This window comes from Fundicoccus culcitae (assembly GCF_024661895.1).
Classification (GTDB): Bacteria; Bacillota; Bacilli; order Lactobacillales; family Aerococcaceae; genus Fundicoccus_A; species Fundicoccus_A culcitae.
In genome coordinates this window covers 2225084-2246432 of record NZ_CP102453.1, presented here as the reverse complement: position 1 = coordinate 2246432, position 21349 = coordinate 2225084, and the positions used below count along the sequence as shown (strand labels likewise).

The 21349-nt window shown below is 35.1% G+C and carries 18 protein-coding genes; 11 read left to right on the top strand and 7 right to left on the bottom strand.

The features are described 5' to 3' along the window. Positions 1-29: 29 nt before the first annotated feature. The 3 genes from NRE15_RS10185 to NRE15_RS10175 are packed head-to-tail and all read right to left on the bottom strand — an operon-like array spanning position 30 to position 6065. Entirely contained in the window at positions 30-3065 is a 3036-nt protein-coding gene (locus NRE15_RS10185; RefSeq protein ID WP_313792776.1) for a type I restriction endonuclease subunit R, read from the bottom strand. Next, on the bottom strand, positions 3065-4288 hold the full coding sequence (locus NRE15_RS10180; RefSeq protein ID WP_313792775.1) for a restriction endonuclease subunit S: 1224 nt from the start codon (positions 4286-4288) through the stop codon (positions 3065-3067). Before NRE15_RS10180 ends, NRE15_RS10185 begins: the two co-directional genes overlap by 1 nt. Beyond that, a complete protein-coding gene (locus tag NRE15_RS10175) occupies positions 4281-6065 on the bottom strand; it encodes a type I restriction-modification system subunit M (RefSeq protein ID WP_313792774.1) in 1785 nt (594 codons plus the stop codon). Before NRE15_RS10175 ends, NRE15_RS10180 begins: the two co-directional genes overlap by 8 nt. Before the next feature lie 263 nt (positions 6066-6328). Between NRE15_RS10175 and NRE15_RS10170 the strand changes: the two genes are divergently transcribed. From NRE15_RS10170 to NRE15_RS10120, 11 genes are all read left to right on the top strand, one after another. Further along, complete coding sequence (locus NRE15_RS10170) at positions 6329-6790, top strand: JAB domain-containing protein (RefSeq protein WP_313792773.1); 462 nt, start codon at positions 6329-6331, stop codon at positions 6788-6790. Beyond that, positions 6783-7094 (top strand): hypothetical protein, encoded by a 312-nt coding sequence (locus tag NRE15_RS10165; protein WP_313792772.1) that lies wholly within the window; start codon positions 6783-6785, stop codon positions 7092-7094. Before NRE15_RS10170 ends, NRE15_RS10165 begins: the two co-directional genes overlap by 8 nt. 178 nt (positions 7095-7272) lie before the next feature. After that, positions 7273-7812 (top strand): DUF1643 domain-containing protein, encoded by a 540-nt coding sequence (locus NRE15_RS10160; protein ID WP_313792771.1) that lies wholly within the window; start codon positions 7273-7275, stop codon positions 7810-7812. Positions 7813-7970: 158 nt separating this feature from the next. After that, complete coding sequence (locus NRE15_RS10155; RefSeq protein WP_313792770.1) at positions 7971-9188, top strand: hypothetical protein; 1218 nt, start codon at positions 7971-7973, stop codon at positions 9186-9188. Between the two features lie 235 nt (positions 9189-9423). Further along, positions 9424-9855, top strand: a complete 432-nt coding sequence (locus NRE15_RS10150) for a hypothetical protein (RefSeq protein ID WP_313792769.1) — start codon at positions 9424-9426, stop codon at positions 9853-9855. Further along, entirely contained in the window at positions 9845-11578 is a 1734-nt protein-coding gene (locus tag NRE15_RS10145) for a DUF927 domain-containing protein (RefSeq protein WP_313792768.1), read from the top strand. Before NRE15_RS10150 ends, NRE15_RS10145 begins: the two co-directional genes overlap by 11 nt. Before the next feature lie 100 nt (positions 11579-11678). Then, positions 11679-13088: a recombinase family protein gene (locus NRE15_RS10140; protein WP_313792767.1), complete on the top strand. Its 1410-nt coding sequence runs from the start codon at positions 11679-11681 to the stop codon at positions 13086-13088. Beyond that, positions 13085-13588, top strand: coding sequence for a hypothetical protein (locus NRE15_RS10135; RefSeq protein WP_313792766.1), 504 nt, complete (start codon positions 13085-13087; stop codon positions 13586-13588). Before NRE15_RS10140 ends, NRE15_RS10135 begins: the two co-directional genes overlap by 4 nt. Continuing rightward, positions 13575-15245, top strand: coding sequence for a recombinase family protein (locus NRE15_RS10130; RefSeq protein ID WP_313792765.1), 1671 nt, complete (start codon positions 13575-13577; stop codon positions 15243-15245). The genes NRE15_RS10135 and NRE15_RS10130 overlap by 14 nt, the downstream gene beginning before the upstream one ends. Positions 15246-15443: 198 nt before the next feature. Beyond that, complete coding sequence (locus NRE15_RS10125; protein WP_313792764.1) at positions 15444-15734, top strand: Mor transcription activator family protein; 291 nt, start codon at positions 15444-15446, stop codon at positions 15732-15734. A gap of 169 nt (positions 15735-15903) precedes the next feature. Further along, positions 15904-16170: a hypothetical protein gene (locus NRE15_RS10120; protein WP_313792763.1), complete on the top strand. Its 267-nt coding sequence runs from the start codon at positions 15904-15906 to the stop codon at positions 16168-16170. 283 nt (positions 16171-16453) lie between these two features. Here the strand turns inward: NRE15_RS10120 and istB (NRE15_RS10115) are convergent, their stop codons facing one another. From istB (NRE15_RS10115) to istA (NRE15_RS10100), 4 genes are all read right to left on the bottom strand, one after another. Continuing rightward, the gene (istB, locus tag NRE15_RS10115) at positions 16454-17227 is read right to left on the bottom strand and encodes an IS21-like element helper ATPase IstB (protein WP_313792762.1); all 774 of its coding nucleotides are present in this window, start codon (positions 17225-17227) and stop codon (positions 16454-16456) included. A 50-nt stretch (positions 17228-17277) separates the two neighbouring features. Beyond that, entirely contained in the window at positions 17278-18027 is a 750-nt protein-coding gene (gene istB, locus NRE15_RS10110) for an IS21-like element helper ATPase IstB (protein ID WP_313792761.1), read from the bottom strand. Then, entirely contained in the window at positions 18017-19486 is a 1470-nt protein-coding gene (istA, locus tag NRE15_RS10105; protein WP_313792760.1) for an IS21 family transposase, read from the bottom strand. The genes istB (NRE15_RS10110) and istA (NRE15_RS10105) overlap by 11 nt, the downstream gene beginning before the upstream one ends. Positions 19487-19613: 127 nt before the next feature. Further along, positions 19614-21155: an IS21 family transposase gene (gene istA, locus NRE15_RS10100; RefSeq protein ID WP_313792759.1), complete on the bottom strand. Its 1542-nt coding sequence runs from the start codon at positions 21153-21155 to the stop codon at positions 19614-19616. Between the last annotated feature and the right edge of the window lie 194 nt (positions 21156-21349).

Here is a 21349-nt window from a genome sequence, read left to right as displayed (position 1 = left end):
ATTAGATCCAAATTAGGACAAATAAAATTTTACAGCACTACACTTCGATACTTCTTGTACGCTTCTTTCGCTAATACTATCCTAACAGCATGGTATAGCTCTGGGTCTTGAAAAATTTTCTCATATGCTTTCATTTTTTTGTCATGAGTCTCAATTGTCTTGTCGTATTGCTCTATGGTCTTGTCATCAAAGATTGGTTGAAACGTATCTAAGAACATTTTGAAGTCATTAGTTTTAGCAGAACGTTCTAGTTGCTTATTTTCTTCATTAATTACAGAAACCAAATCTTCAAGAATTACCCTATTCTCTTCTGAGACCACTCCTGGATACTCTTTATTGATCCCATTAATAATACTATCTAATGTATCACTTAGCTCTTCTGGTTTCATTGGGTCTGTGTTTCCTTTTACTTGAGTTAATTCGTATGCCCCATCGTTCTCCTTGATGGAAATATCTCCTTTGAAACTCTCTTTTAAATTGTAGTACTCCAGTTGAATGATACCGTCTAAATCTACATTCTCCCTATCTACCTTCGGAATGAACTTTTCAAGATACTTGGCGAAAATGAATTCTTTGTGTAGTTCCCCATCAAATATTCTTGTAATTTGAGTGATATATCCATACCACTTGATGAACTTACGTAATCCGACTCTAAATTGATACTGTTCCTCTTCCCCTAAATCTTGGTATCTTTCTAGTATCGGTTTAAAAAGACTTGTCATCCTCCCCAGATCAGTATTTGTCTGTCGACCTTCTTTATAGTAAATTTTGATGAACTTGTCGATGTCGGAATCATTGTATAGGTATTTGGCTCTTATTCTTTGTTGCATATCGTATACCATATTGACATCAATTGGTTCACTTAGTTCTGTTGCATCAAAGTATGGCTTAAAGGCTTCTTGAATGTCCTCAGCTTTATTAGCAAAATCTAATATAAATGTGTCTGTCTTACCTGATGTAGTTCTATTTAATCGAGAAAGTGTCTGTACTGCTTTGACGCCTTTTAGTTTCTTGTCAATGAACATCGTATGTAGCTTAGGCTGGTTAAATCCAGTTTGGTACTTTTCAGCAACAATTAGCATGTTGAAATTATCCGTATCAAATTCATTAGGAAGTTGTCTCTCAGAAATAGGTCTGCCATCTTTAGTTTTATTGATACTAGCCTCACTGTATTCTCTTTCCGCATCATTGACAACACCCGTGAAGGCAACCAAAACATCGAGATTGTCGTAACCCTGTTCCTTTATATAGTCTTTAAACTCATAGTAATACCGAACTGCATGAAGTCGACTAGAGGTTACTAGCATCGCTTTAGCTTGTCCATTTATTTTTTTTGCTGTAATTTCTCTGAACTGCTCAACCATGACGATTGTTTTTTGTCGTAAATTGAAAGGATGCATGGATTGAAACCTTCGAATAGCTTTTACACCTTGAGTCACTGGGATCTCAGGGTTGTCCTCTGTTGCTTTCGCAATTTGGTAACTTGTTTCATAGGTCATATAGTTTTCTAGGACATCCAAAATGAACCCTTCTTCAATCGCTTGTCTCATACTATATATGTGGAACGGACGATACCCACCGTCAGTACGAGGTGTTTCAAACATCTCAATTGTCTGAGGTTTTGGTGTTGCTGTAAATGCAAAGAAACTCATGTTACTGTGTTTTCCGTGCGCCAACATTTCTTGAACGATGAAGTCCTCTTCGTCTATCAGTTCCTCTTCTTCTAGCTCTTCTATTTCAGCAAATTGACGCAATGCTTCTGTCTTATCACCAAGTGCAACCTTTAGCTTTTGGGCACTACTACCAGTTTGAGAAGAATGAGCCTCATCGACAATTACTGCAAATTTTTTCCCTTGCGTGTTTTCAACTTCTTTGTAAATGACTGGAAACTTTTGCAAGGTAGTTATGATGATTCTTCGTCCATCATTGATAGCATCTCTTAGGTCTTTTGATGATTTTTTCTCATCAATGGTTTCAACAACTCCTGGAGTATGGTCAAAACTCATGATATCTTTTTGAAGTTGTTGGTCTAGGACTCGGCGATCAGTAACAATGATGACAGTATTGAAGACAGATTGATTCAATTCATCATGCAATGTAGATAGTCGGTAGGCTAGCCAAGTGATACTGTAGCTTTTTCCTGAACCTGTAGAGTGTTGAGCTAGATAGTTCTTCCCAGCTCCATTTGCTTTTACATCAGCAGAAAGCTTTGTGACCAAATCCCATTGATGGTATCTAGGAAAGATGAGACTCTGTTTCTTGGTTTTTTCATCTACATCCAAATGTAAAAATCGTTGTAGAATTGCTAACAGACTATCTTTTTTTAGAATGTTTTCCCAAAGATAGGATGTGGCATAGCCATCAGAATTTGATGGGTTCCCCTTACCTCCAACATTCCCAGCTCCATTAGATCCTTGGTTAAATGGAAGAAAGTATGTTTTTTCTTTTGCTAGCTTAGTTGTCATCCATGCCTCGTACAAATCTACAGCAAAGTAGACCAAGAAGCGTTTATTGAATTGAAAACACTTTTCTCTAGGATTCCTATTTCTAATGTACTGAGTTTTTGCATCATCCACAGATTGTCCAGTCAGTTGGTTTTTAAGTTCTAAAGCAACCATAGGGATTCCATTGATTGACAACACCATATCCAATGTATAGTTCCGCTCTTTTTCATAAGAAAACTGTCGGATGACTTCAATTCGATTTGCTTCGTACATTCTCATTGTTTCTGTATTTAGTGTTGACTCTGGCTTGAATGCTATAAGCTTAAATCGACACCCACGATCAGTCACTTCTGACCTTAAAACATGTAACAGACCGTATTGGTCAATCATATCATTCACACGTTTTCCCAATTGGTAGATTGCATCGTCTCCGTATATCCTGAGATACTTTCGCCATTCTTTTGACTGTGTATCTTCAAGAAAAGAAGCAAGCTTTTCAACATCCATTGCCAAATCTTTATCATAGGTTGACTGATTTCCTTTTGTGTACCCACCTTTATTTATCAAATAATGTTCAATATCAGATTCAAATTGTACTTCACGAGTATTTGTGATTGCCATTACTTCACTTCCTTCTTTCCAGTGACGTATTCATAGATGAAAGATTTTTTATAAGATTCTATCTCCTTTATTAATGATTCTTTATCATTTATTAACTCATCAATTACTAGAATTTTATTTTCAATATACTCTACTATCATCTTCTGCTCATTTAATGGTGGTAAAAGTATCTCTAATTTTTTTAGTATTTCAAATGTCACATTTTGTCGGACTCCTGAGCCCATACCATAGAACCCTTTATAAATATCAAATGAATGTAAGAAAAAATAAACATAATGACTATGAATTGTATTATATGGCCTAACAGTTATATATGCTGATGTAATTATACCGTCCTGATTAGAATATCCTACACGTAAACTTGTTTTATCGTTTTGAAGGTCAGTCATTCGTAGTACAATGTCATTATCTTGAATGATATTGTACCCTTCAAAATTACTTGGTAAAAGTCCATCTGTGGTATTGATATCTTTTTGAATTATTTTCCCATAAGAGAGTGATAATAAATTAGTTTCAATTAATTCTTTATTTTTATTCTTTACTTGTTTAAAGTATTGACTGAGCAATGCTGAATTCCAATGTGTAGGTATCAAACCAATCCATTCAATTCCACTATCTTTCATCTCCACATTAGCATCTAATCCTTTTGTTACAGTCTCAGTAATGAGGGACTGTTTGTATGATTTTAGTGCTTCAATTGACTCTTTAGTGTCTGCTAGTATGCTATCGATGTGAGTAACTTTTTCGTCAAGAAAAGATACAATTCTTTGTTGTTCTTCTATTGGAGGTAAGCAAACCGAAAAATTCTGTAGCATGTGTAACCGAATTGAATCAACAGTCGATTTAGCTGTACCTTTCTCTACTTCTTTTATAAAATTAACTTTCATATAGTAATATAAAAAAATACCGTTTATATTTTTAAAATTATGTATATTATAAACACGTTGATGATAATTGAATTTACCGTTAGCATAGTGAAAAACTTTCCCCGCCCCCACGCCGTCTCCTGCTGTAAGAATTGCCTCTCCATCAAATGAATAACTATCAATTCTCTCAACTTTAGGTGATCTAACAAAAAAAGGAAACTCTGCCTCATCGACTTTATCAATAGTATCTTTATTTCCCGTTTTTATGCTACTAAGAAATTTTAACCGTTGCACATTCCAATTAGTTGGTATAAAACCTATCCATTCCACATAACTGTCTTTCATTGGTCTACTCATCGTCCACTTCAACCTCCTCACCAGATAAGGCTTCAAAACTCTTTACAATTCTTGACTCTATTTCTGAGATACGTTTTGCAATGTCCTCTGTTTTTTCTGGAGCCTCATATTTATAGAATAAACGAGTAAAAGGTATTTCGTAACCAATTTTAGTTTTACTTTTATCTATCCACGCTTCGGGATTAAATGGTTTAACTTCACGTTCAAAATACTCTGTAATATCCTCTTTTAGTGGTATGTCTTCTGTATCCCTTAAACTAGTGTCAACAACTGGCTTACCTTTTTTCAAAATAGGGTTGCCGAATTCATCCTTTTGTGGTGATTCCACAGTCACTTTGTATGAACCAAAATCTTCGTTATCAAAGATTTTAGAATCAACAGTTTTATTTCCCATTCGGTATTCTTTGTTCAAAAACTCTCCGTATGCTTGAACTATCACTTCACGACATGGTTCACTCAAATCCACCCGCTTAGTCCCAATAGGCTTACGTCTCTTTTCAAACATGTTTGATGCATCAATCAATTGTATCTTACCTTCGCGTAAAGGCTCTTTTGTTTTAGAAAAAATCCAGATATAGGTTGTGATTCCTGTATTATAGAAAACATCATTTGGTAATTGCACAATAGCTTCTAGCCAATCATTTTCAATGACATAACGTCGAATTTCACTCTCGCCACCTCCAGCTGATCCACTGAACAAGGCTGAACCATTATGAACAATTGCCATTCGACCAGTATCTTTTAATTTGCTTAGTCCATTTAACATGAAAAGTAATTGACCATCAGATTTTCTTGGTAGTCCTGGTTCAAATCTTCCTTCTGCACCTTTGTCATGTTCAGTTTTGACTTTTTTATATGCAGTTTTCCAGTCAATCCCAAATGGAGGGTTAGAAATCGCATAGTCAAACTTAAAGCCTGAAAATTTGTCATCAGTCAATGTATTCCCTAAAAACATTGTATCGGGGCTGCCTCCGCGAATTAGCATATCTGATTTTGCAATTGCAAATGTTTGTGGATTGATTTCCTGACCATACAATTGTACATTTGCTTCACTATCTAGAAGCTTTAATCTTTCCTCCATGGCAGTCAACATTTGACTCGTTCCCATTGTCTGATCATAGACAGACTTTGATACTCCATCACTTTCTAAGCTGACTTTTTCATTCTCTAATAAGATGTCTGTCATCAAATAAATGATATCTCTGGAGGTGAAGTGCTCTCCTGCATCTTCGTTGTAACTTTCAGAGAATCGTTTAACTAAGTCTTCAAAAATATATCCCATATCTGTTGAACTAATCTTATCGGCTCCCATATACCCTTTAGGTGTCGAAAATTCTTGTAAAACTTGAAACAATCTATCTGATTTGGCAAGTTTTGTAATATGGGTATCCAATTCAAAGTGTGCTATTATGTCTTGCACATTGTCAGAGAATCCATTGAGATAAGCTCGAAAATTTGCTTCAATATTTTCTGAGTCTGTAAGAAGAGATTCAAAGGTGTATAGACTTGTATTATAGAAAACATACCCAGATGCACGTCTAAAGAATCCTTCCTTAACAGCAAGATTTTTTCGTTTCTCCACTTCATCTAGGACTTTTTCCCTTGTTGGAAGCAAGATGTCATGAAAGCGTTTTATCACAGTCATTGGAAGAATTACTTCTCCGTATTCATGTGGTTTGTAGAGTCCTCTCAATGATGTATCAGCAATATTCCATATTAATTGTGATTTTTCAGCTATATTTATACTTGTCAATTCTCTTCTCATTGATTCATTCATTTCAAAAACCTCATTTGATTTATTCTTATATATTTTTTTACTATACTCAGTAAATTAAGCATATTATAGCATACTCTCTCTTTTTGTAACGTTTTTGTAATCTTCTTAAACTCATTTAGGATTGTATTTATTTAACATTTTAAGCATATATTATAGTGTCGAATGATAGACAGCCGAAACCTGTCACATTCAAGGATTACTATCCCCCATCGACTGCCATCGATGGGGGATTTTTCTTTATTAAATATATGGAGGCGTTATATATGGAAACTGTATCATATGTCGAATTAAAGCAAGTAATCGTTGATCAGATTGAGTATGGGGATGTGCGATTAGCTTCTACTGATGAGGTTTCAAACTTTACCCGTGATTTCATTGGTAGTAATGACCGTGAAACCTTAATTGTCATTGGAGTAAATACTAAATCAGCCATCAATTTTATCTCAACTGTATCGGTTGGTTCGCTGAATGCAACCATCGCAACACCTAGGGAGGTATTCAAAAATGCTATTTTATCTAATTCTGCTCGTCTGTTTTTAGCTCATAATCACCCATCCTATGATGTGACACCTTCCGAGACTGACATCTATTTCACAAGGGTCATTCAGAAATGTGGTGAATTACTAGGCATTGAACTAGTAGATCATTTGATTGTATCTCCAACAGAGTATTTCTCTTTCTTAAAGGAAGGTTATTTGAACAAAGGAGGTGTTATTCATGAGTAAAGAGTCATTAGCACTTGAATGGATTAGCAAACACTTAGGTCATCCAATTACTAGGGATGACCTAGCATATGAATCGTATGTATTTGAATTTGAAGAATTAGATGATTCTTTCTTACCTGCTGATTACGCATCATTTTTTCAGCCAAATCAAAGTGTTCTGACCTCTCTTTATGTGGTTAACGATGTCATGGTGTATTTTATAGAACCCATAGGCAATTTGTCTCTACCATTGAGTTTGATTGGTTTAATCGTAGATTCACAGTTAATGCAATATCAAATTCAAAAGGAAGATTACAATGTTTAAGTTATCTATTCTAAAATCTTTTGTTATTGTCCAAATTATCCTTATTGGATTGATGAAAAAAAATTGAGGAGTTGAAGAGAATGTTTTACATTACACTTTTCTTAGATGTTTTAGTACTAATTGCTACTGCTGTCTCTAAAGAGATTAAACGAAAAAATAGAACAAAGGGGTTTGCACAATGAAAGAATTAACAACACTGATTACAGTAAAAACGATTGAAGAAGATGATGGGTCACATCGCTATGTCCTAGAGCGTATATGGGATCCCAAGCAACCAAAAGTCACTATTATCACTTTGTATCCATCCATTAGTGAATTAGTGATTACTGATTTGACAACGATGCACATGACAAACAGCATTCACAAGCTGGGTTTTGGTGGATTTTTTTCTGTTAACCTATTCTCAAAACCAAGATTTCCCGAATTCCCGAAGAACGGGAAGCACACCTACAACTTCAAGACAGCGACTAACAAGAGCAATGATGAACAAATTTTAGCCTGCTGTAAAGATTCAAATCTCATCATTTTAGCTTACGGTAGTCTCCCTGAAAAGAACAAACAAGTTAAACAACGCTTAAAGCAATTACTAGCTTTGCTCAAAAAGGAAGATTTAAGTGAAAAAGTAAAAGTGTTAACTGACAGCAACAAACTGAAGTGTTATCATCCACTCTCTCCTAAAGTTCAAAAGAATTGGGTATTAGTTGATAGTCAGCTATGAATGATTTGAAATCTACAACATTATTAATAATTCACTCCTAATTCTTAAATTTAAAACAGCACTTAAAATATTGAAAGCGTTGCTATAGTAATGAATTCTATTATATAATCAATACTAACGTACCAAAAAGATTATTTAAGAGTGAGGAAGTGACTTATATGGAAGAAGATACAGAAAAGACTACTATGACATTGAAAAATTTTAGAGAGAATTTGCTCTATATTGGTTCCAAACCACGAAAAAAGAAAGATGGTTACATAGGTCAGGAATACGATTCGTATCGTACAGCATCTATATTAAAGGTAGAAGCAAAAAGTCTTAAATCAGCCGACAGATCATACGGTGACAAAAATGGTAATCAGATAACAATGCTTACTATTAAATACTTGATTTCTATCTATCTGTTTAGTTTAAAGTGGAATCGAGATTTATTCAAAGATGAACTTGAGGAACTAGAGGATTTAATATCGAAGTTTTTCCCACTTGATGATGAAATGGATAAGGACGTATACGAGTATAAGTTAACGTCTGATCTTCACAATTTCTTAAAATTATCTCAACCAGAATTATTAAAGTTAATATCAAAGAAGGACTTCTACGATTTAGAGATTAGTTCCCCTGTTTTACTCTATCTCCTCTACTTTCTTGTTAGCTACGGTAGTAGTGATAAGCTAATTAAAGACTTTAGTATAATAGCTGAAGAATCTGAAAAATTACAATATAAAAAATCAAAGTTTATTTTTCAAAAAAACTATGAGTTGTATAACGATGATATGTTGCTTGCCATGTTATTAGAACCTCTCGCCAAAAATCATCACCCCGTTAGTCTTGTTGAAAAATATAATTTCTATTTAGAATACTATGTTAACTTACTCAAAAAAGATGATGCATTTCTTCCAAGTTCACATAATAGTTACACTAGGAAACATTCAAAAAGAAATCCAGAATTAAAACTGGAAGATAGAATTATCTTGTTCCCTGAAGAAAAAGATTATTCAAAAATTACCTTTCCAAATAAAATTATGAACTTAAATAGTAAAAATAAGGAAAAAACTCTGACAGTTATTTTTGATTTATTTAACCTACGGATTTCTCGTCACGATCTACACACGGATATCAGAGCAAGATTTAAAGAAGATCAAGCACAGCTTTCATTATTGCTCGAAAAGTTGAAAGGATTAAAACCTAACACGCATACTATTAAGTATGAATACTCAGATTTTAAAGATTTTAGAGTTTTGCAAGAAGCGAGTTCCCTTTCTCCAAAACTTCATTTCGTTTTTAATAAGCAAATTATTAAGCTTTTACAATCTTTATCTTCTTATTTACCCAATGGAACCCATCCTTTTATTTATGTTAAAAGAAAAGATATCTAGTTCTTCTTAATTACGCTTTATGACTCCCTATTCTTAATTGAATAGGTTTTTTGTATTTATCCTGAATCAACTTTCCGGACTAAACTTCCTTTTAACTTAGTCTTTTAAGTCCGAGTTTCATTTTCCTAAATGTTTTATTATGCATTTACCGTAGCAATTAATTACGGATGATTAATTTAACAAACGGGGAAGGAGTATCGGAACTTTAAGTACAAAAAACAGAAAGGATTAGAACATGGTAAATTACATTTCAGATTTTACAAATACAAATGAGCTTGAGGAGAAAAGTAATCACCTTTGTGTAGTTGCTTCAGTTGCTTTAATTTTCGAAGAAGAAGAAAGTATCTGTTTAATAATCAAACCAGAAAGGCAATCAATTTATGGTGGTAACTATTATCTACCATATATCACTTTAAAAGTCTCAAAAGCACACACGGATAAAATAGCTAACGTAAAATCATTCTATGGTTATGGATTAGAAAGACCTTTTATCTATTTAGAAGAAGAGATTATGGAGAAATTAAATTCTCATGAAGAAATCTTTGTTTTATCCAGACGTGTTGACCCTTTTGATTTTACATCAGTCTGGGCTTTAGATTTTATTGCCTCAAAAGCTCTTGCCAAAGAGATCATCGTTACGAGAGGGAGGTTAAATTATGGAAATTAATGGGCACCAAGATTTACAGATTAACGATTTCACTTATAGCATTGAAAATGGCATTATCCGTGACAAGGTTATCTGTTCTCTCTATGCAAAAGTATCAAAGGTTTTTATTAACCATGATACGAATGAGCAGAGTTATGAAATTGAGTACAGACATTCAATTTTGCATACTTTGCAAAAGACTATTGTTGCATATACCGAGCTTCTACCACAAGGGCTTATCTCTCTAATGCGATTTGGTCTTGATGTTAACCATAATAATAAAAGCACCCTAAGTGAGGCTTTGCTGACAAGCATGTTTGAAGCGGAAGTTGTCTACATAGTAACCTCTTATGGTTTTAGTCAATTTAATGACCAAACAATTTTTATTACAGATGAAGTATTAACAAAGAATGCTCTCAACCATAACATTGAAGTCCGACATGAAAAATTCACTCTTAAACCACAGGGTTCCTTACATGACTGGCTTATGATGTATGAGTCCTTTGTAAAAGGTCATACCCCTCTTGAACTAGCAGTAGTTCTTGGTTTGAGTAGTCCCATTATTTCTCATTTGAATCATAGTTATCCTGACCTTAAGTCCTTACTTATCAATTTTTCAGGTGATTCATCAATTGGAAAGACTACATCTTTATCATTAGCCATCTCGGTTGCTGGCGACCCCAACAAGGGACATCGCTCATTACTGAGATCATGGAACGGAACACACAATGCTAACCTTGGACTACTTGAAGGACTTCATGGTATTCCTATTGCATTTGATGAGCTGAGTGCTAACAATCATAAGAAACTAGATACGCTCATCTATACTCTTACAGAAGGGGTAGGACGATCAAGAGCAAAAAATGATGGGTCATTGCAAGATGTTGGCACTTGGTCAACGACCATTCTAAGCTCTGGAGAACTCGATATATTTAATCGTTTATCTGGAAATACTGGTCTTAAAGTTCGAGTTTTTAACTTTCAGGATATCCCTTGGACACAATCAGCAGAACAAGCAGAGTTAATTAAATCTACTATTTCTTCCAACTATGGTTGGCTCTTACCAACTTTTGTAGAAACATTATTTACTGAAGATGCTGATATAGAGTATTACTTTGAAAATGCTATTGATGAATTAAGAAATAGCTTAGAGTTAACAGTGACAAGTGAACGAGTATTGAAGAAGTTAGCTATCATTTTAGCAACTGCTAATCTGATAAATGACACTGAGATATTGCAGGTCGATACAGATGCGATTAGAGACTTACTAGTCAAACAAGAAAATCAGTCTCATCGATCACGCGACATAGGAAAAGAAGCTCACGAAAAATTATTACAGTATCTACTTGCGAATCAGACCTTACTGTCTCCATTAAGTAGAACTAAGATAGGATACTTTGATGAAGAAACTGTATGCATTTATCGCGATGAGCTTTCCAATGTATTAAGTTCCTTAGGATTCGAAGATTCAAGGATTGTTATCAAGAAGTGGATTGAATCAGATGTAATTAAAACCACTGAACGAGATCGGATTACGACAAGGAAGATTATTGAGGGTGAAAAGTTTATTAGCTATCGCATTTCCATTCCAGATGAATACGTAAGAGCAGGCTTACATGAAATTAAGCCCGAAGGAAATCATGCTTACACTCTATCAGCCCATCCTAGTTTGACCCAAAAGCTGGGGAATCTTAGTCAATCTGACGATGATTTTATTCTAGATGACAATGATCTAATTCTTTAAGGAGGATACCTAATGAACGAATCAGAAACAGATGATCAAATTAAGTTGTTCCTCGATTTGTTAGTCCAAGTCATGATACAACTTGAAGGAGTACAAGAAGATGAAAATGAAGATGAAGATGAATAGAACAGGTGTTTGCTACGCAAGACAATCAACCGAAATGCAACAATCCATTCCAGCTCAATTATCTGAGCTGGAGGATTATGCTAAAACAAACGATATCCAAATCATTGCTAGCTTTCAAGATGTCATGAGTGGTAAAAACACTGAGCGTAATGGTTTTCAAGCAATGAAAGAATATATTGCTACCCACTCAATAGATGTTATCTTAGTTTGGCGTCATGACCGCTTAGCACGTAATTTGAAAGAACTTCAAAACTTTCTTCTGTATTGTCAAGATAATGAAACCACTGTAATCAGTATCAATGAACGCTTAAGTAACAACAAAGCTCAAGATACATTACTAATTCATTTACTAGGAGCCATTGGAGAATATCAATTGGATACCATCAAAGACAATCAGCAAATTGCGTACAGGAAGATGCATCAGGAAGGAAAGAAGGTTAATCAAAGCGTCTCTTTCGGTTATCGAATAATAGATGATGAACTTGAAATCATCAAGGAAGAAGCAGAGATTGTTCACCTTATTTTTCAATTGTATGTGGAAGAAGACCTAGGTTACAAAGCCATTGCTGAGCATTTAAATAATTTAGGAATACTCAATTGGAATGAAAAATTGTGGACTCCAGCTAGAATCCATTCAATCCTAAAAAACACTTCTTACATTGGTAATATACGAAGCAAATATGGTGATGAAAATCGCCATCTCCTTCCCATTATTGAAAAAGAATTGTTCCAGAAAGCTGTTAATAAAATGAACAGCAAGGGGAAGCAAGCTCAACGAGTAACTAGAAGGTACATCTTACAGAAAAAGATTCGATGTCCTCATTGTCGCTCACTATGTTCTCCAACTCATACTACACAAAAGCACAAAGACCATCACTATTACATTTGCTCTAATTATATTGCAAATGGCAAGCGCCATTGTCATGGAATAATACTTAATGCAATTGAAATAGAGCAATTCATTAGTAACAAAGCACATCAATTCATTCAATCTGACTATGTATCTGGACAACTCAAGAAACGCATAGCAAACAAGAATGGATTAATTGTAAAAAGTAACCAAAGGAAACAACAACAGCTAAAAGAGAGACAACAAAAAGCATTACAATCCTTTGAACGAGGATTAATTGATGATGACCAACTTAAAAGTCAGTTGATTTCTTTATCGAATCGTGAAAAAAAACTTAAGATTGACCCAACGATTCCTGAGTCATTAATCGAGCTTATTAATTTTAATTTAGCTGTAGATATAAACCCTACCCTTTCTCAATTTACACTCTATCAAAGCATAATTGATAAGATAGAAGTTAATGGCGACAAAACCGTAAAAGAAATTTATTTAACTGATTTAGAAAAAAACATTTTACAGGAGGAATTACTATGACAAACAAAGGAACCGCTCAACCAAATTATGATGCTTCAACTTTTATTCTACATAGTTACAATACATACAATGATGCTCTGACTCAAGTTTTTCTAGGGTTTGACGAAAATGATAGTTTCGTTTCAAATAACTTTTTCCCTTTATTCAATCAGGAAGATGAGAATGCTCTAGTTGGCTTATATATTGAATTTGACAAAAACTCTCCTGAAGTAATTTTGCTTGATATCAAAGAGACTGGAGATAGCTATCTAGAACGAATTTACCTAGAATTGAATAGTTCTAGCACTGCTGTTCAGGAGAATAATTTCCTTGCATTCGCAGTGAATCCTGAAAATGAAATCGTAGGCATTATCATTGATTTCAAAAAGGATGATGTTAATACATTAGATCGAATCTTCGTTGATTGTTTTACAGGTGCATCTTTTGCTCATGATAATCTTTTTCTTAGATTTAGAAATGATAGAGTTCAAATAGAGGAAGATTTTTATGGAAATGAGTAAAACAATTCGAGCTGTTTACTATACACGAGTTAGTACTGCGGAACAAGCGATAAGTGGTTATAGTCTTGGAGCTCAAAAAAAGGTAATCAATGACTATTGTCAACAAAAAGGGTATTTGCTTGTTGGTGGATACTCAGATGAAGGTATCAGCGGAAAATCTATTGAAAACCGTTATCAACTGCAGGACTTACTGGATGACAGTAAAGAGGGTCTTTTTGATGTAGTCATCATCTGGAAACTCAGTCGTTTAAGTCGTCGCTTAATAGATACTATTTCGATTATTGAAGAACTACAGGAAAACAATGTCGGTTTAGAGTCTATTTCAGAAAAGACAGATTTTACAAGTTCTACTGGATGGTTTATGACACAAGTGATGGCTTCGATGAACGAATTCGAAAGAAATGTCATTGCTGAAAATGTGTCATTAGGACACAAATCAAAAGCTCTAAATGGCGAATGGAATGGAAATCGTGTGCTAGGCTATGATAACCTCCAGAATAAAACTCATAAAAACACTTTGGTAGTTAATCAAGATGAAGCCAAAATCATTAAGCATATCTATAATTCCTACATAGGTGGAATGGGTTTAAGAGCAATAGCCAACGATTTAAATCAGCAAGGATACGTTACTAAGAAAGGCAATCCATTTTCATCTGTTGCAGTCAAAGACATACTCGAGAATCCAGTCTACTGTGGTGATATCGTATACGGAAGAAATGCTAAAAACATCAAGGAATTACAAGGAAATCCCATTAAATCAAAGGGAAAACATGAAGCAATCATCGATAAAACAACTTGGAACAAAGTTGCTCAACTCCGAGAAATTCGTTCCCGAAATCCCGAGAAAAGTCGCACAGGAGCAAATATACTGACTGGTATCATCAAATGCCCGCAGTGTGGAGGTCACATGGTCATAAACAATTCATACTACAAGAAAAAAGATGGTACGAAAGTTCATAAGAAATATTATGTATGTGGCACATTCAAAAATAAAGGCTCAAGCGTTTGTCGTGGGAACGGAATTAATGCTGAAATCGCTGAACAAAAAGTAGCTGATAGATTGGAAGGACTTCTCAATTCCCCAGATCTTATCAAACATCTCTTAACTAAAATGAAAGAGGAAAATACTGTAGGTAAAGAGCAATTGAAAAGGAAACGATTAAAAACCACAGAAAAAATTATCAAGATACAAAATAATGTCCTAGTCTATCAAGAAAAAATTGAGAGTGAGCCTGACTTTTCGGACATATGGCAAGAAGCTATTTTACGCCTAAAGTCTGAAATCACAGAGTTACAGAATGAGATTTTAGCACTGGATAAGCGTTTGGAAAAAGATTTCTCAGACTACGACATCAACCAAGTCGTATCAATAGTCAATAGGCTTGTAAGACTTGCTAAAGGAACGAAGAACAAGGAAGTTTTGAAAGACATCTACCTAGCCTTCATCAAAGAAATTCAATGGAACAAGAATACAGAAAAGTTCGATATCCTACTATGCTTTAATGAAGCTAATATAGCCGAGTATCTGAAAATGAATCCATCCCCCGATCCTAATGATTCACCTCAAATTAACACACCTAAAATCGAATCTGATGACAAAAAGAACCTTCAAGATGGAAGGTTCTTTTTGCGTTCTCCAATTGAATTTTGGATTTAGTTAGTAGTAGTTAATTTCCCGATTCCCCGAGGTTTTGAGACATGAGAGGAGCTAGTAAGGAAGGTTGAAGACCTGTTCCTAAGCATTTATACAATTAAATGCATTTATGCCTTTGTTATTTCTCTGGAATTTGTCTAGGTCTTTTGTCGCTAACCTTGTCCTGCAGAAAAAGTTAGAATCATTTTGAGGAGGGTTTATATGAGCTTTAATGACACCAACCCTGATGATTGGCAGGTAATATATGAAGACCTGTCATCAATCATAGGTAAAGAAAACACATTAAAAATCTTCGAAGTCTATAAAGGGATGTATATTAACTTTCCAATGAGAATACTTTCGAAAGAAGGACTTGAAAACATAATTTCTAAGGAATACGATGGTTCAAATTCAAATAAATTAGCAAGTAAATATGGATATTCAGTACGTCATATCAATCGGATAGTAAGCGATTTAAAAAAAAGAAAAGGGAGAAATAATCTGAATCTTTAAAAAAACAATAAGAAACACTTTATCTTTAGCTACCTCAGACAAAGTGTACCAATGTCGTAAATGCGGTCGTACAAAAGCAACCATGTTTAATCCTGCAACAGCTGATGATCTGACCTGCTACTCACACGGAAAATGTAATTGGAAACGAATTAAATGAAGGAGGATGTTTATGGAACTTCTAAAAAATATAATGAAATGGATTGGTAAAGCTATATTATGGGTTCTAAAATTTTTATTCGATTTATTAAAAGATGCTATAGAAAATAAGGATGAAATTATAGAAAACTTAGAAACAGAGACTCGCAATAAAGTAAAGAGAAGCGTTAGAGATATGTCTCCCGAAGAAAGAAAAAAAGCCAAGGAAAATTTAGAAGCGAAGGAATCTTTTTCAAGAGTAGATGAAATTTTTATGGAAGAATTAGAGAGAAGGGGGTGAAAAACTATGCAAAAATGGGTTTGTACTTATTGCGGAAGACGCACTACAAGATCTAGTAGACCGCTTCCTGGAAACTGTCCCAGAAAACCAAAAGATAGTAAAGGAAAATCAAAACCACATTCTTGGGTAAAAGACTAGAATTCTTTATTAAGTATATTATTTTATTAGCTGGGTTAAATTCTACCCAGCTTATTTAATTTTATTTGAATTCTATATCTATCTCGATATAAATAGTTTGAATTCTATGTGTATTTCGCAAGTTAAAAGTGAGCCATTTCGCAATTTAAAACTGAGCCACTGTCATCTTTGAATTATCTTTTATCCATTGTTCTGTTTCTTTCATTCTGTAAGAAGGACCGATCATATTTACAACATGTGATTTATGAGTCAAACGGTCGGTTAATGCAGCTGTTAGTACTGGATCATGAAATATTTCCTGCCATTTTAAAAATGACAAATTACTCGTGATAATTGTAGATTTTCTTCCTGCTCGCAAAGATAGATGTGAAAATAATAATTCAGCCCCTTCTTTGTCGAAAGAAATATACCCAAGTTCATCAATAATGACGAGATCGTAATTTTCAAATTTTAATTCGAATGACCGTAAGGTTCTTTCTGAGCGATGCTCTTTCAACTGATTGATGAGGGAAGGGACTGTCGCAAAAAAGACGCGATATCCCGTTAAACATGCCTCCATCCCTAATCCTATCGCTATATGGGATTTTCCAGTACCTGGCGATCCAGTTAAAATCACATTTTGCCCCTCTTTAATAAAATCTAACGATTTTAGATGTGGTAACTTTTGCTTTGCTTGTTCTGGTAAGGCATCTATTACTAACTCTTCTAACAATTTCTTTTGTGGAAAGTTAGCGATACGTATTCGATTTTGTTTTGAACGAATAAAGCGGTCATTCTTTTCCTGTTCTAAGACTTGGAGAAGAACAGGAAAGGCTTCGGTTGGATTATGAAATGTTCCTTCTTCTTGTACCATTTTTCGGATACTTGGTAATCGTAATTCTCTACATAACTCAATTAATCGTTCTTTTGTAAATGTCAACTGAAAATTGGTCCACCTTGCTATTCAAAATTGGTCCACTTTGCTGCAATTTATCGGTCAGTCATTGAATCAATCCATGAACTCGTTTGTTTAATTCGGTAACTTTCTCCACGCATATCAATGACATTAGCTTGATAGGCTAATCGATCGACTAAAGCGCCTGTAAGTGTTGGATCTTTAAAACATTCCTGCCATCGGTCAAAGGTGAGGTTAGTGGTAAGCATTATCGACCCTTTGTCGTTACGATTTGATAGTAAGTTGAATAAAAGCTCCGCTCCCGATTCATCAAAGGAGAGGTAGCCCAATTCATCAATAATCACAAGATCCACACTTTCAAACCGACGTTTAAAACGCACAAATTGACTCTGTGTGACTGCTTCTTTCAGTTGAATAATTAAGTTCGGTGCATTGACAAATTGGACACTCAAACCTTGTAAACATGCTTCAATCCCTATTCCAATACTAAAATGGGTTTTTCCAGTACCGGGATTCCCAATTAATATCGCATTCTCTTTCCGCTTTATAAAATCCAGTGTTTTTAACTGACATAGCTGCTGACGAGGATATTCGTCAAATACGCTATCATCAAAATCCGCTAAGTATTTCTTCTGATCAAATTTTGCCTGCTTAATGCGACGTTGATGACTCCGCTCACGTCGTTGCGTGACTTCTTCACACAATAATTCGTTTAAAGCTTCTTCTAGGTTTAACCCACGGTGAGTGGCTTCCTTTAGATAGTCTGTGTAATGTTCCCGAATATAAGCTAATTTTAATTCTCTGGCCGCTTCTTCAATTTTCACTCGTCACACGCTCCAATCCATATAAAATATTTAATCGTTGCCAATCTGCTTCAATGAACTCTGTCATGGCCTCCACTTCTTGAAAAAGAGGTAATGATGAATTCGACGTTGTATTCTGGCTAAGGCCTTCTATTAACTGATCCCTCGATAAGGATCTGCACTGGTCTAATCTGGCTAGGAATTCCCGTGGTTTTTCTTTATAATGTAAGTCGTAGAGGGCTTTCAAGTCAGGCGAATGTTTGAGCACCAATGAGTGCTTTAACGCCCCTGGTTTTCTCATCAACGTCTTGAGGTAGTGGTATATGTCAAGTTGATACTGATGAGATCCCTCTATTTTTTGATGCCGACAGACTTCTTCATGGTTGGCATAGACGACAAAGTAATCAGGATATATTTTTAATTGGACCGTTTGACCTACTAAATAATCAGGAACTGAATAGGCATTGGTTTCATACTGAATGATACTGTATTTTGTGACACGACACTGGATCATCTCAGCGAGTTCGAAGGGAGGACGATAGGTCATTAAGTGTGCCTTTTCCTCACTAATCTGGCTCGTTTGATTTAGTTGTATGAGTCGTTGAGTTAAGTGAGTACGAGCGGCTTCTGTGGATGAAAATTGATAGGTTTTACTGAAACATTGACGGCGAATATGTTTCACTCGACCTTCAACCGTCCCTTTCTCATGACCACTAAAACAATTGGTCACATTCACCTCAAATCCATAGTATAAAGATAATTGGATGAGTGATTGGTTGAGTTCTTTTTCAGAGTGACCAATAAAACGTGTCACAACATTGCGCATATTATCATAGACGACTTCTTGATATACGCCTCCTACCATTTCAAAGAATTGAACGTGGGCATCTTGAAACACTGCTTGCTTCTGATTGGGATATAAATAAGCCCAATAAAATTGAGAGGCAGGGCAAGCAAACACAGCTAAGTAGTACGTTTGAACCTTTCCTGCAATTTCCAGTTTCACTTCACCAAAATCAAATTCTACGCGATATCCTAGTGGGTATTCTTGGCGAATAAAGGCTTCTTTGGTTTTCTGTTTCATTTGTCGCCAGTAATGAGCAACAGTTCGATAACCAATAACATGGCCTTCTTCGCTGAGTATTTCGTGGACGGCAGTAGCTGTTAGGGCTTGTTTATGGGCACCTAAACGTTTATTCTTATCACCTTCTTGTTGATAGAGTTCTTTCATGCGCACCTCTACTTCTGGTGTAAAAGTGCGTGTTTTTCTATTCGAACTATCATACGACCGAGTTAACACCAATTGTTCAGTCGCTTCTTCTACTTCCTGTTCACTTCGACTTCTCTCTAATACGTCCATGCTCTCATTATATCGGTCACAAATCACCTTTACTGTCTTACGATCAATACCTAATTCTCTTGCAATAGATCGATAGGACTCACCTTGTCGATACCTTGAAATCACTTCAAATTCTTTCACTATTCGTATCACTCCTTCTGCCTCCATTCATTTAATTATGTATGGTAAGCATAAAAATAAGTGGCCCCATTTTCAACAGCAACTTGCTGAAAAATGGACCACTTTTAGATTACAATAAACATCTTTCTTATCCATATTGAGTGACTCCCTTATCTACTTGATGAAACAGACTCGCATAGGCTCTCAAATTGCTTTCCGATTGATTCGTTGTCTCATCCCTTTCCAGAGATACCCCTGTTGGCTCTGATTGCTCGCAGAGAAACAAAATTCTTTCTGTGGTAACGTATCCCCAACGAATTCCATTCAGTTCTTCGACCGCTGCCATGACACGTTCAAAGTTGTTGTTGTCCTTCATGTAGTGGAGTAACGCTATGAATTCTTTCTCTTTTCCTATATAATGACTGTGGTAGAGATTTTTTATTTGTTGTGGTGCTTGTCTCAAACATTCACTTTGAGCCATGGCACCTTTTTTTCTTTTAAATGTTTCTAAGTAATGGTAAATATTCATTTCCCACTGATGGACACCCCAATTACGTTTATGTGTTGCGATAATTTCTCCATCAATAAACAACTTAACCTGATCTGCACTTAGTTTTGCGATGATATATTTTCCAACATGACCTTCTGGTACAGAGTAATGATTTTGCTTAATGACAACCGTACTGTATTTATCCACTCGACATTCCAATATTTCAGAAACATCGAAGGGAGCGATTATGGTAGGGCCAATTATTTCTTTTTCTGTCTGCATCAATTCCAGGTGAGAAACCTTGTGTTCGTGATGAAAACGTTGATTGAGTTTCTCTAATTCATTGTTAAGATGAGTTTCAGCCTCTTCTAAACTGGAGAAGCGATAAGTTGATGCAAATGCCTTACGACGTATAAACTCAACACTACGTTCCACATGTCCCTTTTCATTTCCTTTTCGTGGTTCACATAAACGAATTTTAAATTGATAGTAATTGGATAAATGAATCATGCTGTCTGTCATTGTTTTCTCTGTTCCAATAAAGCTTTTAACAACAGTTCTCATATTATCGTAAGTAAAGACCGAAGGGATAAAGCCGATGTGACTGATAAATTTTGTGTGAACGTCTAATACACAGATTTGGGATTCTGATTGATAAATTCTAGCGAAACGGTAATTACTGTGAGCCAAAGTAAATACAGCTAAAGAAAATGTTTTCATCTTTTCATCGATAAATAATTTTATTTCTCCCCAATCAAACTCAACCTCATATCCTGGTTCTGCATGACGTCGGATAAATACTTCTTTTGTTTTTGCCACCTCATCGTTAATGAAGTTTCTAACGGTCGTATAACTAATAGAATAGCCACGCTCGAGCAGCTTCTCATGCATGTCTACAATCTTCATTTGTTGTTTAGCCATGCCGTGGTCCTTTTTCCACTCATTTTCTTTAATAAAATCACGTAACATAACTTCAATTGATTCTAATAGTACTCTCCGCCTACCGACTCTTTTTTTATAAGTTGGTGGTTTTACGATATCCTCTGCGATAGGAAGATTACGAACATCTTCATCCTTGCTTCTTTCATATTCATTGATATATTTATCAACGGTATTCCTAGATTTCTTCGTTAGTAAAGCAATTTTTCTTTTGCTTAGCCCATCGAGGTAAAGTTTTATAATCGTTTGTTTTTCTTTCAATTCAATCACTCCTGATATTTCCCCCTATTTATTATTCAATAGGGTTATTTTCTATCAAAAGTGGCTCAGTTTTCAATTAATATAGTGGCTCACTTTTAAGTTAACATATACATCTATGACAATTTTTAATACTCTTCAGCACTTGATAGCAAGACGAACTAACTATATGTTTAGAAGAATCAACTATCTATTTT